Origin of the sequence: Paenibacillus castaneae, from assembly GCF_002884445.1 — a bacterium.
GTDB lineage: Bacteria > Bacillota > Bacilli > Paenibacillales > Paenibacillaceae > Pristimantibacillus > Pristimantibacillus castaneae.
In genome coordinates this window covers 4,233,815-4,247,063 of the sequence record NZ_KZ614144.1, presented here as the reverse complement: position 1 = coordinate 4,247,063, position 13,249 = coordinate 4,233,815, and the positions used below count along the sequence as shown (strand labels likewise).

15 protein-coding genes are annotated in these 13,249 nt (G+C 48.4%); all 15 read left to right on the top strand.

The genetic code is table 11. From position 1 onward, the window contains the following. Positions 1 to 145: 145 nt before the first annotated feature. The 15 genes from spoVAC (at position 146) to CEF13_RS19210 (ending at position 12,980) form a co-directional block, all read left to right on the top strand. Positions 146 to 637, top strand: coding sequence for a stage V sporulation protein AC (gene spoVAC / locus CEF13_RS19280; RefSeq protein WP_424991939.1), 492 nt, complete (start codon positions 146 to 148; stop codon positions 635 to 637). A gap of 1 nt (position 638) precedes the next feature. Then, complete coding sequence (gene spoVAD, locus CEF13_RS19275; protein WP_102713080.1) at positions 639 to 1,652, top strand: stage V sporulation protein AD; 1,014 nt, start codon at positions 639 to 641, stop codon at positions 1,650 to 1,652. Between the two features lie 6 nt (positions 1,653 to 1,658). Next, complete coding sequence (spoVAE, locus tag CEF13_RS19270; RefSeq protein WP_102713078.1) at positions 1,659 to 2,009, top strand: stage V sporulation protein AE; 351 nt, start codon at positions 1,659 to 1,661, stop codon at positions 2,007 to 2,009. Between the two features lie 138 nt (positions 2,010 to 2,147). Further along, positions 2,148 to 3,104, top strand: a complete 957-nt coding sequence (locus CEF13_RS19265; protein WP_102713076.1) for an AAA family ATPase — start codon at positions 2,148 to 2,150, stop codon at positions 3,102 to 3,104. Between the two features lie 4 nt (positions 3,105 to 3,108). Beyond that, on the top strand, positions 3,109 to 4,356 hold the full coding sequence (locus tag CEF13_RS19260) for a DUF58 domain-containing protein (protein ID WP_102713074.1): 1,248 nt from the start codon (positions 3,109 to 3,111) through the stop codon (positions 4,354 to 4,356). Continuing rightward, positions 4,353 to 6,605 (top strand): DUF4129 domain-containing transglutaminase family protein, encoded by a 2,253-nt coding sequence (locus tag CEF13_RS19255; protein ID WP_102713072.1) that lies wholly within the window; start codon positions 4,353 to 4,355, stop codon positions 6,603 to 6,605. Before CEF13_RS19260 ends, CEF13_RS19255 begins: the two co-directional genes overlap by 4 nt. Before the next feature lie 151 nt (positions 6,606 to 6,756). Continuing rightward, on the top strand, positions 6,757 to 7,281 hold the full coding sequence (locus CEF13_RS19250; protein ID WP_102713070.1) for a YqeG family HAD IIIA-type phosphatase: 525 nt from the start codon (positions 6,757 to 6,759) through the stop codon (positions 7,279 to 7,281). Beyond that, positions 7,278 to 8,405, top strand: coding sequence for a ribosome biogenesis GTPase YqeH (gene yqeH, locus CEF13_RS19245; protein ID WP_102713068.1), 1,128 nt, complete (start codon positions 7,278 to 7,280; stop codon positions 8,403 to 8,405). The genes CEF13_RS19250 and yqeH overlap by 4 nt, the downstream gene beginning before the upstream one ends. Before the next feature lie 25 nt (positions 8,406 to 8,430). After that, on the top strand, positions 8,431 to 9,300 hold the full coding sequence (gene aroE / locus CEF13_RS19240; protein WP_244917098.1) for a shikimate dehydrogenase: 870 nt from the start codon (positions 8,431 to 8,433) through the stop codon (positions 9,298 to 9,300). 62 nt (positions 9,301 to 9,362) lie between these two features. Beyond that, on the top strand, positions 9,363 to 9,668 hold the full coding sequence (gene yhbY / locus CEF13_RS19235) for a ribosome assembly RNA-binding protein YhbY (protein WP_102713066.1): 306 nt from the start codon (positions 9,363 to 9,365) through the stop codon (positions 9,666 to 9,668). A gap of 76 nt (positions 9,669 to 9,744) precedes the next feature. Then, on the top strand, positions 9,745 to 10,341 hold the full coding sequence (gene nadD / locus CEF13_RS19230) for a nicotinate-nucleotide adenylyltransferase (RefSeq protein WP_102713064.1): 597 nt from the start codon (positions 9,745 to 9,747) through the stop codon (positions 10,339 to 10,341). After that, positions 10,331 to 10,909, top strand: coding sequence for a bis(5'-nucleosyl)-tetraphosphatase (symmetrical) YqeK (gene yqeK / locus CEF13_RS19225; protein WP_102713062.1), 579 nt, complete (start codon positions 10,331 to 10,333; stop codon positions 10,907 to 10,909). Before nadD ends, yqeK begins: the two co-directional genes overlap by 11 nt. A 3-nt stretch (positions 10,910 to 10,912) precedes the next feature. Continuing rightward, positions 10,913 to 11,260, top strand: coding sequence for a ribosome silencing factor (rsfS, locus tag CEF13_RS19220; RefSeq protein ID WP_102713060.1), 348 nt, complete (start codon positions 10,913 to 10,915; stop codon positions 11,258 to 11,260). Continuing rightward, the gene (locus tag CEF13_RS19215; RefSeq protein ID WP_102713059.1) at positions 11,257 to 12,216 is read left to right on the top strand and encodes a CvfB family protein; all 960 of its coding nucleotides are present in this window, start codon (positions 11,257 to 11,259) and stop codon (positions 12,214 to 12,216) included. Before rsfS ends, CEF13_RS19215 begins: the two co-directional genes overlap by 4 nt. After that, a complete protein-coding gene (locus CEF13_RS19210) occupies positions 12,213 to 12,980 on the top strand; it encodes a class I SAM-dependent DNA methyltransferase (protein WP_102713058.1) in 768 nt (255 codons plus the stop codon). The genes CEF13_RS19215 and CEF13_RS19210 overlap by 4 nt, the downstream gene beginning before the upstream one ends. The last annotated feature ends 269 nt before the right edge of the window (positions 12,981 to 13,249 follow it).

The following is a 13,249-nucleotide window of genomic DNA, read 5'->3' as shown; positions in this document are numbered from 1 at the left end:
GACTGATTATAGTCTCGGGCAATCCTTTTTTGCATGAGGAATATTGAATCATGTTATGACAAATAATGAAAAAGAAGTAAATAAAGAGAATGACAGGTTGCCTCATAGGCTTAAGTGGCGACCCGCTAGATAAGGAGGGGCTATAGTGGCTACCAAAAGCAAGGGCGGTCCGAAATACAAAAAAATGACAATGTCACCAAAAGAATACCAGTCTTTCGCCAAAACCATGGAACCGCCGCGCTCCATTCTAGGAAATTGCTTAAAGGCTTTTGTATTCGGAGGCGGTATATGCGTATTCGGTCAATGTATTCAAGAGCTGTTTGTTCATCTGATGGGAATGACCGAGGAAGCTGCCAGCAATCCCACTGTTGCAACTCTTATTCTTATATCCGTTATTTTAACGAGTCTTGGCGTATACGATAAAATTGCGCAGTGGGCAGGTGCAGGCTCTGCTGTTCCCGTCACCGGATTTGCGAATTCCATGTGCTCAGCAGCGCTTGAGCATCGTTCGGAGGGACTTGTGCTAGGTGTTGGGGCTAATATGTTTAAGCTGGCGGGTTCTGTTATTGTTTTCGGGACGGTTGCGGCATTTTTCGTAGGTATTGCCCATCTCATACTGGGTACTGGGGGACAATAAGATGCTGCGAGGAAAACAAACGTGGTGGTTTGAGAAGCGCCCAGTCATTATCGGAGAAGCAACTGTTGTAGGTCCTGATGAAGGAGATGGTCCGCTCGCAGCGGACTTTGATCTCGTACATCCAGAGCTGGATATGCAGCAAAAAACGTGGGAGAAGGCGGAGAGGCTGCTGCTGGAGCAAGCTTCTGAATTTGCCTTACAGAATGCTCGTGTCGAACGTGACCAGATTCAGTTCTATGTCGGCGGAGATTTAATGAACCAAATTATTAGCAGCAGCTTCGCGGCAAGGACATTGGGAGCTCCCTATCTAGGCGTATTCGGCGCATGCTCGACCTCGATGGAGTCGCTTGCACTCGCATCGTTAATTGTGAATTCTGGATCGGGAAGCTTTGTGCTAGCAGGTACATGCAGCCATAACTGTACGGTTGAGAAGCAGTTCCGATACCCAACTGAATACGGGGCGCAAAAACCGCCGACGGCTCAAAACACAGTAACAGGAGCGGGGGCTGTGATCGTATCCGATAAGGGAGCCGGACCGGTTGTGGAGTGCGCGACAATCGGAAAAGTCATCGACCTCGGCATTACCGATCCGTTCAATATGGGTGCGGCGATGGCTCCCGCAGCAGTCGATACGATTCAAGCCCATTTCAACGATACGGGCCGTTCACCAAAGGACTATGATTTGATTGTAACAGGAGATTTGGCTGCTGTCGGGCATCCCATTGCCAAGAAGCTGCTGCTGCAAGATGGAGTGCCGATTAATGAAACTGTTTTTACGGATTGCGGTTTAATGATCTATGATTTGGAGCAGCAGAAGGTGCAGGCTGGCGGCAGCGGCTGCGGCTGCTCGGCAGTCGTAACGTATGGGCATCTACTTAAGCGCCTCAAAAAGGGAGAACTAAAACGGATTCTTATCGTTGCTACAGGTGCTTTGCTGTCGCCGCTATCTTATCAGCAAGGCGAGAGCATCCCATGTATTGCTCATGCTGTCGCCATTAGCTCAGGAAAGGAGTAAGCATTTATGATTTTTGTGTGGGCTTTTCTAGTTGGTGGGGGTATTTGTGTGCTCGGGCAGCTTATGTTTGATGTATTCAAGCTGACTCCTGCGCATACGATGTCTACACTAGTCGTAATAGGGGCTATCGTCGACGGCTTCAATTTATATGAACCTTTAGTCAAGTTTGCAGGCGCAGGCGCCACAGTGCCTATAACGAGCTTTGGCAACGCGCTTGTGCACGGCGCCTTGACCGAGCTTCATGATCAGGGCTGGATAGGGGTTATTTCGGGAATATTCAAGGTGACGAGCGCTGGTATTTCGGCAGCTATCATCTTCTCCTTTCTGGCCGCGCTGGTAGTCAGGCCGAAAGGCTAATACTTCTCATTATTTTGGAGGATCCTGTAGGATCTTCCAATTTTTTTTGGAACGAAATCGTTTGTGCAGCGTAGAGGAAGTACTGTAAACTAGTAGTATTGTAGTTTGAATTCAAGCATTATTTCGGGAGGCTATGAAATGGATATTCGTCCTGCAGACATGCAATTATGTTCTACGATTCTACGAAACCTAGAAACTTGTATCCTTGGCAAACAGGAAGAAATCCAGAGACTGCTTATTGCCGTTATCGCAGGCGGACATGTACTGCTTGAAGATGTGCCTGGCACTGGAAAAACCCAATTAGTGAAGGCTTTGGCTAAGTCCATCGGAGGTCAGTTCCGCCGTATTCAATGTAACCCTGATTTGCTTCCTACAGACATTACAGGCGTTTCTATTTATCATCCGAAGCAAGAGACGTTCTTATTCCGACCGGGTCCTGTAATGGCTAATATTCTATTAGCTGATGAGATTAATAGAGCAACAACAAAGACGCAATCGGCTCTGCTGGAGGCGATGGAGGAAGGCCATGTGACCGTGGATGGCGACACTTATGAGCTGCCGCAGCCTTTCGTTCTGCTTGCTACGCAGAACCCAATTGAATTTGAAGGAACCTATACGCTTCCTGAGGCACAGCTTGACCGCTTTATGATGAAGCTGTCGCTCGGCTATCCAAGTGAATCCGACGAGCAGCGCATGGTGCTATCTAATGAAGGAATACATCCATCTGATCGTATCGAACAGATGATAAACATATCGGATATGATCCATATTCAGGATCAGGTAGAGCAAGTACATATCGATGACGCGGTAGGGAAATATTTAGTATCGTTAGTTCGCGGGACAAGGGAGCATGCAAGCGTCATGCTGGGCGCTAGCCCGCGTGCGGCGCTGGCGTTGACAAGAGCGGCTAAGGCGAGTGCCTATATTCAGCAGCGCCAGTTCGTAACTCCCGATGATGTGAAGGAGCTGGCACCTTATGTGCTTTCGCATCGATTATTGTTAAGGACGGAAGCAAGGATGAATGGACTTCGAGCGGAGGATATTATTTCGCAGGTGCTGCAATCTACGAAAGTGCCGGTTCGGCTAGAGCGCTAGTCCGATGGCAGCCATGAAATCAACAAAGCTGCGTTGGCAGCTTGTCGCTGTTATTTATATAACCAGTCTATTCTATTTATTATTCCAAGGCGGGAAGACCGCTATTATGCTCTTTATGATCCTCAATTTGCTGCTTATTTATTTGCTGCTCGGACGATGGAGCGGCATTCATAGAGTGAACGGGCACAGAGCCTATACCGCTTCAGGAGCAGCAGCGCATGAGCAGTCTTTATTCGCAGGCAGCTCGTTGGATGTAAGCTTGCAAATGAAGATTCCCGGTTATTATCCTATTCCTTATGTACTTGTGCGAGATTTGCTGTATCGCCATAACGGACAAAAACTAGCTTTTGAAACTACTTTTGTACCGAATTGGAAGCGCGGAGGCCAGGTGGTCTATCAAACTCCTCCGCTGCAGCGCGGTGAATATCGTTTCAAGCATACGGAATGCGTAACCTATGATGTGTTCGGTTTGTTTGAGCATAAAGGGAAATTTGGGTCTGATACGGTATTTAGCGTTCTCCCTCAGACGGTGTCGCTGAGGCAATGGAACGGAGTTCAACGCGGCATTCGCGGTCCATATTCGCATGCAATCGCATCGCGTTCTGCGAAGGAAACGACGCAAATTAACGGTGTTCGAGAATATTTGTACGGAGATCGCTTGTCGCGCGTGCATTGGAACGCTACAGCTAAGACTGGGGAGTGGAAGTCTAAGGCGTTCGAGAGGGAATCACTGCCGCGTACCATTGTCATACTTGACCGAAACCATGACGGATACGGCGGTGAAGTGGCTACCCGTTTCGAGGTTGCAGTATCCGCGGCCGCTTCCTTGCTGGAGAACGGTTTAAAAGGCGATACGGCGATGGGGCTGGTCTCTATTGGCAAGGAAATAACGATGTTCTCTCCGAAAGCAGGCATGGACCAACGCAACCTTATTATGAAGCATTTGACCTTTGTTGATGCCGATGCTTCCCATTCGCTTTCTGCTTCACTGAAGCGGGCGGATTCCATGCTGGAGCAAGGCAGCTTTGCCATTGTGATTTCGCCTGATTCAGGCGCAGATGTTATCCGCAGTATGGAATGGCTCTCTCGCAGAGGGCTGACGCCATGTTTGCTTCATATTTCATCTTCAATAGATCTTCTGAGCCATCAAACATCATGGAAGCATGTCATGAATGAACGAGGCTGGCTCGTATTTGAAATTCGCCAGCTTCAGGATCTCCCTGCTGTGTTGGAAGGGGGCGGAATTGCATGAAGCATATGCTAATGAAGCTAATCCGTTATTTATCTGCTAATTGGTATGAAAAACTAGTATTTATTTTCATCGGTGTTATTTTGGCAAATATGATTGCGGTTTTCGAAGGCTTTTGGTGGAAAGAAACCTACCAAATCGCCTACTTTACGATCTTTACAGCTGTTGCTATCGATATTTTGCTGCCACTCCGAAGTCAGTTTGTTAAGATTTTGCTTCAGATTATTGCCAGCTTATTTATTACGATCAAGTTCGCAAGAATGGACTGGATCATAAGCAAGGTTGATCGATGGCAGGATTGGCTGTGGTGGCTGCAGGTGCATGCCGTTCAGCTTCATCCGTTTATATGGATCAGCGCTGCATTGCTTGCGTTGTATGTTCTATTTGGTATTTGGACAACTACTCGGGTGCGCATGTTCGGATTAATCGGGGTTAGCCTTGTATCGCTTACAGTTGCTGATTCGTTTACGCCGATCTGGCTTTGGGATGAAGTGGGAATGATCGTATTTATAGGTTTGCTTTGGCTTGCGGCAAGCCACATATCAAAGCTGCAGCGTGAGCATCCGAGCAGCTTTAAGGAACTCATTGAATATCCGCTGCAATTAATACTGCCGGTCGCTTTAGTCCTTACAGTGCTGATGTCAGTAGGGCTCAGCATGCCGTCTCTTGCTCCGGTTCTGCAGGATCCTTATACGATGTGGAAAGAATCCAAGGGCGAGAGGGTGCAAGTGTTTCTGGGGGATAAGGGCTCAGAGAGCCAATCCTCTCTCAATAAAGGTAATGCGAGCTCAGGCTACAGCAGAAGCGATGAGGCGCTTGGCGGCGGCTTCGATTATGATTATTCACCGATGATGACGGTTTCCACCTCCCATCGCAGCTATTGGCGCGGTGAGACGAAAGCTTTCTATACAGGTAATGGTTGGATCAACGCAAGTGGATCTGATACGCCTTCGACCATTGTTGCCGTACAGAAAGGGGTTGCCTTCCCTATAGTGGAGGAGCCTGTTGCAGGAACGCTTCAAATCGATCAGATCGTGACGATGATCCGTAAGGATGTATATCCTGTATTATTCGCTGCTGCGCCTGTATCGAAAGTAAATTGGATAGACAATGATGAAGTCGCGATGAGGCAGGACTTGATATGGGAAGCTGACTCTTGGGAGCTTAGGCTGCTTAATTGGTCGATGAAAAATAAAACATATCCGGAAGCTTACTCCTTGACCTCGATGGTGCCTGTGCTGGATGAGGATGCATTAAGAAAATCGCAAGCTGGCTGGGCGAATAAGGACGAAGCTGCAGACAATTCATATTACTTGCAAATACCTGCCTCTATGCCGGCACGAGTCAAGGAATTAGCCGAGCAAGTAACTGCAGAAGGAACTAATGATTATGATAAGGCCAGATTATTAGAGCAGTACCTAAGACTTAATTTCAATTACAATAATAAGCCAGACACAAAGAAAATTACCGGTTTGACTTCTGATTTCGTGGATACGTTTTTATTTGAGCTTAAGGAAGGCTATTGCGACTACTTCTCCACTTCAATGGCGATCATGGCAAGAAGTCTAGGCATGCCTGCAAGATGGGTAAAGGGCTTTGCTCCAGGCGTGCTTCCGGCCAGTACATACGGGCCACCCGGCGGTTTCATGGAGGAAGATATGAACCCAAAAGGCGCTGGTACCTATACGGTTCGAAATTCTGACGCGCATTCATGGGTCGAAATATATTTCGAGGGATTCGGTTGGATTCCGTTCGAAGCAACCGCAGGCTTCTCGTTCCCTTACTCCTATGCGGAAGAGGAGAAAGCGGCTCTTCCTGATACGGTTATAGAAGACGGAGATGAGTCCGCAGCCGCAGCCAACGGAAGAAGCTTTAACTCGAGGCTATGGGCGTGGAGCAGTGCTTCTCTGCTGGCTGTTGCAGCAGCAGCTTGGCTCATCGTACGCCGCAAGCAGCTGATTGCATCATGGCGCAGAATTCGACATGGCTCTTATACGCCAAACGATCAAATCGTGTTTGAGACACAGAAGCTGCTCCGTATGTGTAAGAAGCGCGGAATGGAAAGGCAGGAGCATGAAACATTACGTGAAGCTGTACTGCGCTGGTCGCAAAGCCAGAAGAGGCTGCGTGAAGATTTCAGATGGGTGCTTGACGGTTTTGAGCAAGCCAAGTACAGCCCAATGATTGTCACAGCGGAGGATGTTGACCGCTTTGCTGCTAAGGTTAAATCGCTTATTGAGGAGCTGCGATGATAGCTGCCATCAGATGAGATGATATACGAAGCGACTTATGGAACAAATACCGTCTGCCAGTGAAATTGGCAGCGGTATTTTTTTGCAACAAATTTAGTTTGTATGGTATAGTTTCGTAAGATAGCAGGCAGAAAGCAGAGGGATATCGATTATGTTTGAACGGCTGTTGCCGCACATGCGCGTGAATACGGTGTATGAAATAAATTTAGATGAGCTGCACGCGCGAGGCGTACGCGGCATCATTACGGATCTAGATAATACGCTTGTCGGTGCTAAAGAGGCGTTAGCAACGCCTAAGCTTGTGCAGTGGCTTGATTACGTGCGCTCGCGAGGCTTCGAGGTTGTTATCGTTTCTAATAATAATGAAACCCGTGTTGGAAAGTTTGCTGTTCCGCTGAATATTTCTTATATTCATGCAGCTCGCAAGCCAGCAGGCAAAGCGTTCCGCAAAGCTCTAGCTATACTGAAGCTTCCGGCGGAACAAACGGTTGTTATCGGCGATCAAATGCTGACCGATGTGCTTGGCGGAAATCGAATGGGACTATATACGATTCTAGTCACACCGATTGCGCCGGCTGATGAAGGCGTTATGACACGTGTAAATCGTAGAATCGAAAGGTTCGCATTAGTACGTCTTAGAAAAAAAGGGTTATGGTATGAGGAGGAAACAAAGTGAAGGAACAACAACTTAGTCAGGCATCTTCATCATGCGCAGGCTGCGGGGTACAACTGCAGTCTGAGCATCCTGAGCGGGCAGGATATTTGCCGGAATCGGCAATGGGACGTGAGCCGGTTATATGTCAGCGATGCTTCCGCATTCGCAATTATAATGAAGCATCATCGGTTGCGGTCGATCAGGACGACTTTTTGAAGCTGCTTGGAAGCATTGGAAGCACGGATAGTCTAGTCGTGCATATCGTTGATTTATATGATTTCGAGGGAAGCTTAATTTCTGGCTTGCAGCGTTTTGTCGGGAATAATCCGGTATTGCTCGTTGTAAATAAGATCGACCTGCTTCCGAAAGCGATGAATGTGAATCGGCTGCGGAACTGGGTACAGAAGCAGGCTAAGGAAGAAGGGCTTCGCACGGTTGATGTTGTGCTTTGCAGCGCGAAGCGGAACATGGGCTTTGAGCATGTTATCGAAGCGCTTGATAAGTATCGGAATGGTCGTAATGTTTATGTAGTCGGTGCTACGAACGTAGGCAAATCTACATTAATTAATCGTCTTATACGGGATTATAGCGATATGGAGCGCGAACTTACAACCTCCCGCTATCCGGGAACGACGCTAGACGCTGTCCATATTCCGCTGGATGATGATAAAGCGATTATTGATACGCCGGGAATTGTTTATTCATCACGGATGACGGAGGTAGTACCGCGCAGCTTCCTAGGCTCCCTTCTGCCGGACAAGCCGATTAAGCCGCTCGTTTATCAATTAAACTCAAGCCAGACATTGTTCATCGGCAGTCTGGTCCGATTTGATTTCGTGGAAGGCGATCGCCAATCCTTTACTTTCTATATATCCAATGCATTGAATATCCACCGTACCAAACTGGAGCGGGCTGATGAGCTTTATGCCGATCACCGCGGCCAATTGCTGGGCGGACCTACGCTTGAGGAGCTTGAGACTATTCCTGCGTGGACAAGACATTCCCTTCGGGTGAAGCGCGGCGAGAACAAAGATGTGTTCATCTCCGGTCTTGGCTGGATTCAAGTGAATGGAACAGGGGGAGCGCTGCTTGATATTTATGCGCCGAAAGGCGTTAAGGTCATGCTTCGCGACTCCATGATTTAACAAGCTTGGAAGGGGAAAACTCACGGTGACGATTTCAGGTGCAGGACATCATATTGACAGCAATACGATATTGTTCGGAGTAATCGGCGATCCCATTCGGCATTCGAAATCGCCTATTATGATGAACCGGGCTTTCCGGGAAACTGGAATTAATGGCGTATATGCCGCATTTCATATAACGAGCGGCCATGTAGCTGATTTCGCTGCCGGGGTAAGAGCCATGGGCATTCGAGGTGTAAACGTTACGATACCTCACAAGCTGGACATTATGAGCGTATTGGATCATATTGATGCCGGAGCAGCCGCTATTGGTGCAGTCAATACGATTGTCAACGATAATGGACGGCTTATCGGTTATAATACGGATGGAATCGGATATGTTCGATCATTGAAGGAAGAAGCGGAGTCTCACCTAGCCGGCAAGAGAATTGTCGTTATCGGCGCAGGCGGGGCGGCCCGTGGTATCCTGTATGCACTCATCAGCGAGAAGCCGGCTCATATTACGATTTCCAATCGTTCCATTGAGCGAGCGACCGAGCTGGCAGCTGCCTTCCGTGACAAGGTGGATATTGAAGCGGTTTCCAATGATTCGCTGCAGGCTGCGTGTCAGCAGGCGGATATTGTCATTAATACCACATCTGTCGGGATGTTTCCAAATACGGACGAAACGCCTATTGACGCTGCATGGCTGAAACCAGGCGCAGTGGCAAGCGATTTAATTTATAATCCATTAAAAACAAAGTTTCTACAGCAAGCTGAGCAGCGCGGCTGCCGTATTCACGGCGGCTTAGGCATGTTTATTTATCAAGGCGCCTATGCTTTTGAGTATTGGACAGGCCAGCCTGCTCCTGCAGCTGCGATGCGCGAGACCGTTCTAGCTTCGCTGCAAGGCTGACAGCTCTATTTTCAATAATAATAAAACAGACGAACTATTTGATGAAAGAAGGAACACTTAACATGCTTACAGGTAAACAAAAACGTTATTTACGATCATTGGCTCACCATTTAACACCGATCTTCCAGGTTGGCAAGGGCGGCACAAACGACCACCTCGTTCGTCACATCGAAGAGGCGATTGAAACTCGTGAGCTTATTAAAGTATCTGTCTTGAACAATTGCCTTGACGATCCTAAAGAAATCGGTGTTGAGGTTGCGGCAGCAGCAGGCGCTGAGCTTGTACAAGTTATCGGCAAAACGATTGTCCTCTATAAAGAATCCAAAGACTACAAACAAATTGAGCTGCCTAAGCCAGCTCGCAAATAAGAGGTAAGACGTTGGACTCAAAACCTAGAGAAGAGCGTGAATTCATACACTTCTCGCTCTTAAGATGGAAGGAGCGATGCGTGTGAGTAGAATAGGCATCATGGGCGGAACATTCGACCCTATCCATATCGGGCATTTAATTGCAGCAGAAACAGCGCGCGAGCAATGTGATCTGCATGAGGTTTGGTTTATACCTTCCTATGCTCCTCCACTCAAAGCGAATGAGCCGGGAGTCAGCGGCCAGCAGCGTTATGAGATGGTATGTGAAGCGCTGGAAAGCAATTCGGCTTTTCGAGCGCTCGACATTGAATTGCAGCGCGGTGGGGTAAGCTATTCCTATGATACGATCATGGAGCTGAAGCATCGTTATCCAGACCATACATTCTTCTACATTATCGGCTCTGACCGGATCAATGATCTGCCCCAGTGGCACCAGATTGAGCAGTTGGCGAATCAGGTCAGCTTCATAGGAGTGGAGCGCCCTGGCGATCCGATAAATCTTGATGCGCTTCCGGCATTTATACAAGCACGGGTTCAGCTCATTCCAATGCCGGCCATCCCAATTTCATCGACGGCTATCAGAGGCAAGGTGAAAGCTGGGAAGTCGGTTCAATACTTGGTGCCGGATCGCGTCTATAGCTACATGAGGAGGAACAGCCTGTATGAAGCGTGAGCAAATGATTGAGAAAGTGAAGGCACAAATGCCGGAGCGCAGATGGCTTCATACTCAAGGCGTCATGGATACAGCTATCCTGCTAGCGAAGCGTTTCGGCGAGGATCCCGTTCGCGCGGAGCTTGCTGCCATCCTTCATGATGTAGCTAAATACTGGCCAACCGGGCGCATGGAGGAAATGATTCGCGATAAAAACCTGCCGTCCGAGCTGCTGCTTTACGATAAAGAGCTTTGGCATGCTCCAGTTGGGGCTTGGGTGGCCGAGCACGAGTATGGCGTAACAGATACCGATGTTCTCAATGCAATTCGGTATCACACCTCTGGTCGGCGAGAGATGTCGAAGCTCGAGAAAATTGTGTGCTTGGCCGATTATATGGAGCCAGGACGAGACTTTCCAGGCGTAAATATCATCCGCGAGCTAAGTGAGCAGCATTTAGAGCAGGCGCTTCTAGCAGGCTTTAATTCGACCATCACTTTTTTGCTGGAAAAGGGAAAACGTATATTTCCATTAACGATCGAAGCGCGGAATGCGTTATTAGAATCAAACAATACAATTACTGGAGGCTGAGCTATGGCGCTACATTCAGATAAACTTCTTCAAATTACGGTTGATGCAGCAGAAGACAAGAAAGCGGTCAACGTTATTGCATTAAATTTAAAGGAGATTTCTTTAGTTGCGGATTACTTCGTTATATGCAGCGGTAACTCTGATACGCAAGTACAGGCGATCGCGACTGAAGTTAGAAAGCAAGCGGAGAAAAACGGTGCTCGCATCCGCGGTATTGAAGGCATGGATACCGCTAGATGGGTTTTGATCGATCTTGGCGATGTTATCGTACATGTATTCCATCGCGATGAGCGCGAATACTATAATATTGAGCGGCTTTGGTCGGATGCGAAGGTTGTGGAATTCGCATGAGTTTTGTAGCAGGCACGACAGAAATGCTTAAGGTGGACCGCGAGGTTTCACCCTATGGCTATTTCTTGACCAACGGGGAATCTGATGTGCTTATGCACTATACGGAGCTCGTGGGCTCCAAGCCGAAAATCGGCGATACGGTAGAAGCGTTTCTGTTCTACGACTCGGAGGATCGATTAGCGGCAACGATGAAGAAACCGTTCTTGCAGCTCGGTGAGCTTGCACGCTTGCAGGTTGCAGACGTGCATCCGCGACTTGGCTGTTTTCTGGAAATGGGTTTAGGCAGACAATTGCTGCTTCCTCTCTCGGAGCTTCCAGAGAGCATCGATTACAGACCGCTTCCAGGTGACGAGGTATTTGTCGTGATGAAGCATGATAAAATCGGCAGACTCGTTGCCAAAATTGCGTTCGAAGAAGAGCTCTCCGAGCTCGTATTTCCCGCGCCTACAAGCTGGAATAATCAATGGGTGGAAGGCTGGGTTACAAAAACGCTGCAAATCGGCTCATTCGTCATTATTGACGGCGGCGTAGTCGGCTTTGGCGTCTATGGACATATTCCAAGCTCCGAGAGAACTCGTCCGCTTCGTCTTGGCGAGCGTGTCGGTGCCCGCGTAACCTATATACGCGAAGACGGCAGAGCGAACCTATCGATGGCGCCGCGCAAAGAAATCGGAAGACTCGAGGATGCGGATCGCATTCTTGCGTTTCTCAAAGAGCGTCCGGGTGGCGGGATGCCGTATTCCGATCAGACGGATGCCGATATTATTAAGCAGAAGTTCGGAATCAGCAAAGGTGCTTTCAAACGCGCCATTGGGAAGCTGATGCGCGAGAGGCTTGTTACGCAAAAGGGAAGCTGGACGTATCTGGCGGAAGAAGCTGCGGCTGATTCGCCCGAACAAACAGATCAGCAATCGGAGGTTAACCGTTCATCCAATGAAGGAGCTGAGGGTCAATGACGCGCTCCTATGGTCAGTTCGCGACGGTTTATGATCAACTGATGGAGGACATGCCGTATGCGGAATGGCTTGGCTTTGCAAGAGCTGGCTGGTCGCGTTATGGCATGCCGGCTTCGGTTGTTGATCTAGGCTGCGGAACCGGAAATATATCGATTCCGCTTGCCCGCTCAGGCTTCCATGTTTATGGAATCGACCTGTCTTCAGACATGCTGACGGTTGCCCGCAGCAAATGGGATGAGACGCCGCAGGGGCTTGCACGGCCGCGTCCAGGCACCATAAGGTGGCTTCAACAGGATATGCGGGAATGGGAGCTTCAGGAGCCGGTTGACGCCGTTATATCATTCTGTGACTGCTTGAACTATTTGACAGAGGAGTCCGATATCGAGGCTGCTTTCCGTTCTACATATTCAGGTTTGCGCAGCGGGGGGACATTCTTGTTCGACATGCATCCTCCAAAGCAGCTGATTCGTTATGCAGAGGAACAGCCCTTTGTGCTTGATGAGAAGGATGTCGCCTATATATGGACATGCGACTTTGAAGAGGAACGATGTGAGATTGAGCATAGCCTTACGATTTTTGCGCGTGAGCACGACTCGAAGTTTAGTCGATTTGAAGAAACGCATGTGCAGCGCGCCTATGATCCTGATTGGGTAGAGGCAGCTTTGCGCCGCGCAGGCTTTCAATCGGTTGATCGTTATGCAGATTTCGAGCTGAAGCCAGCAGACAGCGAGTCTGAGCGGTTGTTTTTTGCTGCTGTGAAATAGAAAGGCAGTAGATGAGCGAAATAGAGCTAGAAACTAGCTCTATTTCGCTAACTTGGCTTACTTTTGAAGAAATAGAGCTAGAAATTAGCTCTATTTCCAAGAAAATGAGCAGATATGAGCTCGTATGAGGATAGATGAGCGAAATAGAGCTAGAAACTAGCTCTATTCCACTAACTTGGCTTACTTTTGAAGAAATAGAGCTAGAAATTAGCTCTATTTCTAAGAAAACGAGTAGATACGAGCTCTTATGAGGATAGAAGAGCGAAATA

What these genes read in the sequence shown, in the direction of transcription:
- CEF13_RS19255 (WP_102713072.1), top strand. Translation starts at nt 4,353, where the DNA reads ATGAAGCATATGCTAATGAAGCTAATCCGTTATTTATCTGCTAATTGG.
- CEF13_RS19260 (WP_102713074.1), top strand. Translation starts at nt 3,109, where the DNA reads ATGGCAGCCATGAAATCAACAAAGCTGCGTTGGCAGCTTGTCGCTGTT.
- CEF13_RS19250 (WP_102713070.1), top strand. Translation starts at nt 6,757, where the DNA reads ATGTTTGAACGGCTGTTGCCGCACATGCGCGTGAATACGGTGTATGAA.
- yhbY (WP_102713066.1), top strand. Translation starts at nt 9,363, where the DNA reads ATGCTTACAGGTAAACAAAAACGTTATTTACGATCATTGGCTCACCAT.
- nadD (WP_102713064.1), top strand. Translation starts at nt 9,745, where the DNA reads ATGCGTGTGAGTAGAATAGGCATCATGGGCGGAACATTCGACCCTATC.
- yqeK (WP_102713062.1), top strand. Translation starts at nt 10,331, where the DNA reads ATGAAGCGTGAGCAAATGATTGAGAAAGTGAAGGCACAAATGCCGGAG.
- CEF13_RS19215 (WP_102713059.1), top strand. Translation starts at nt 11,257, where the DNA reads ATGAGTTTTGTAGCAGGCACGACAGAAATGCTTAAGGTGGACCGCGAG.
- spoVAD (WP_102713080.1), top strand. Translation starts at nt 639, where the DNA reads ATGCTGCGAGGAAAACAAACGTGGTGGTTTGAGAAGCGCCCAGTCATT.
- CEF13_RS19265 (WP_102713076.1), top strand. Translation starts at nt 2,148, where the DNA reads ATGGATATTCGTCCTGCAGACATGCAATTATGTTCTACGATTCTACGA.
- rsfS (WP_102713060.1), top strand. Translation starts at nt 10,913, where the DNA reads ATGGCGCTACATTCAGATAAACTTCTTCAAATTACGGTTGATGCAGCA.
- CEF13_RS19210 (WP_102713058.1), top strand. Translation starts at nt 12,213, where the DNA reads ATGACGCGCTCCTATGGTCAGTTCGCGACGGTTTATGATCAACTGATG.
- spoVAE (WP_102713078.1), top strand. Translation starts at nt 1,659, where the DNA reads ATGATTTTTGTGTGGGCTTTTCTAGTTGGTGGGGGTATTTGTGTGCTC.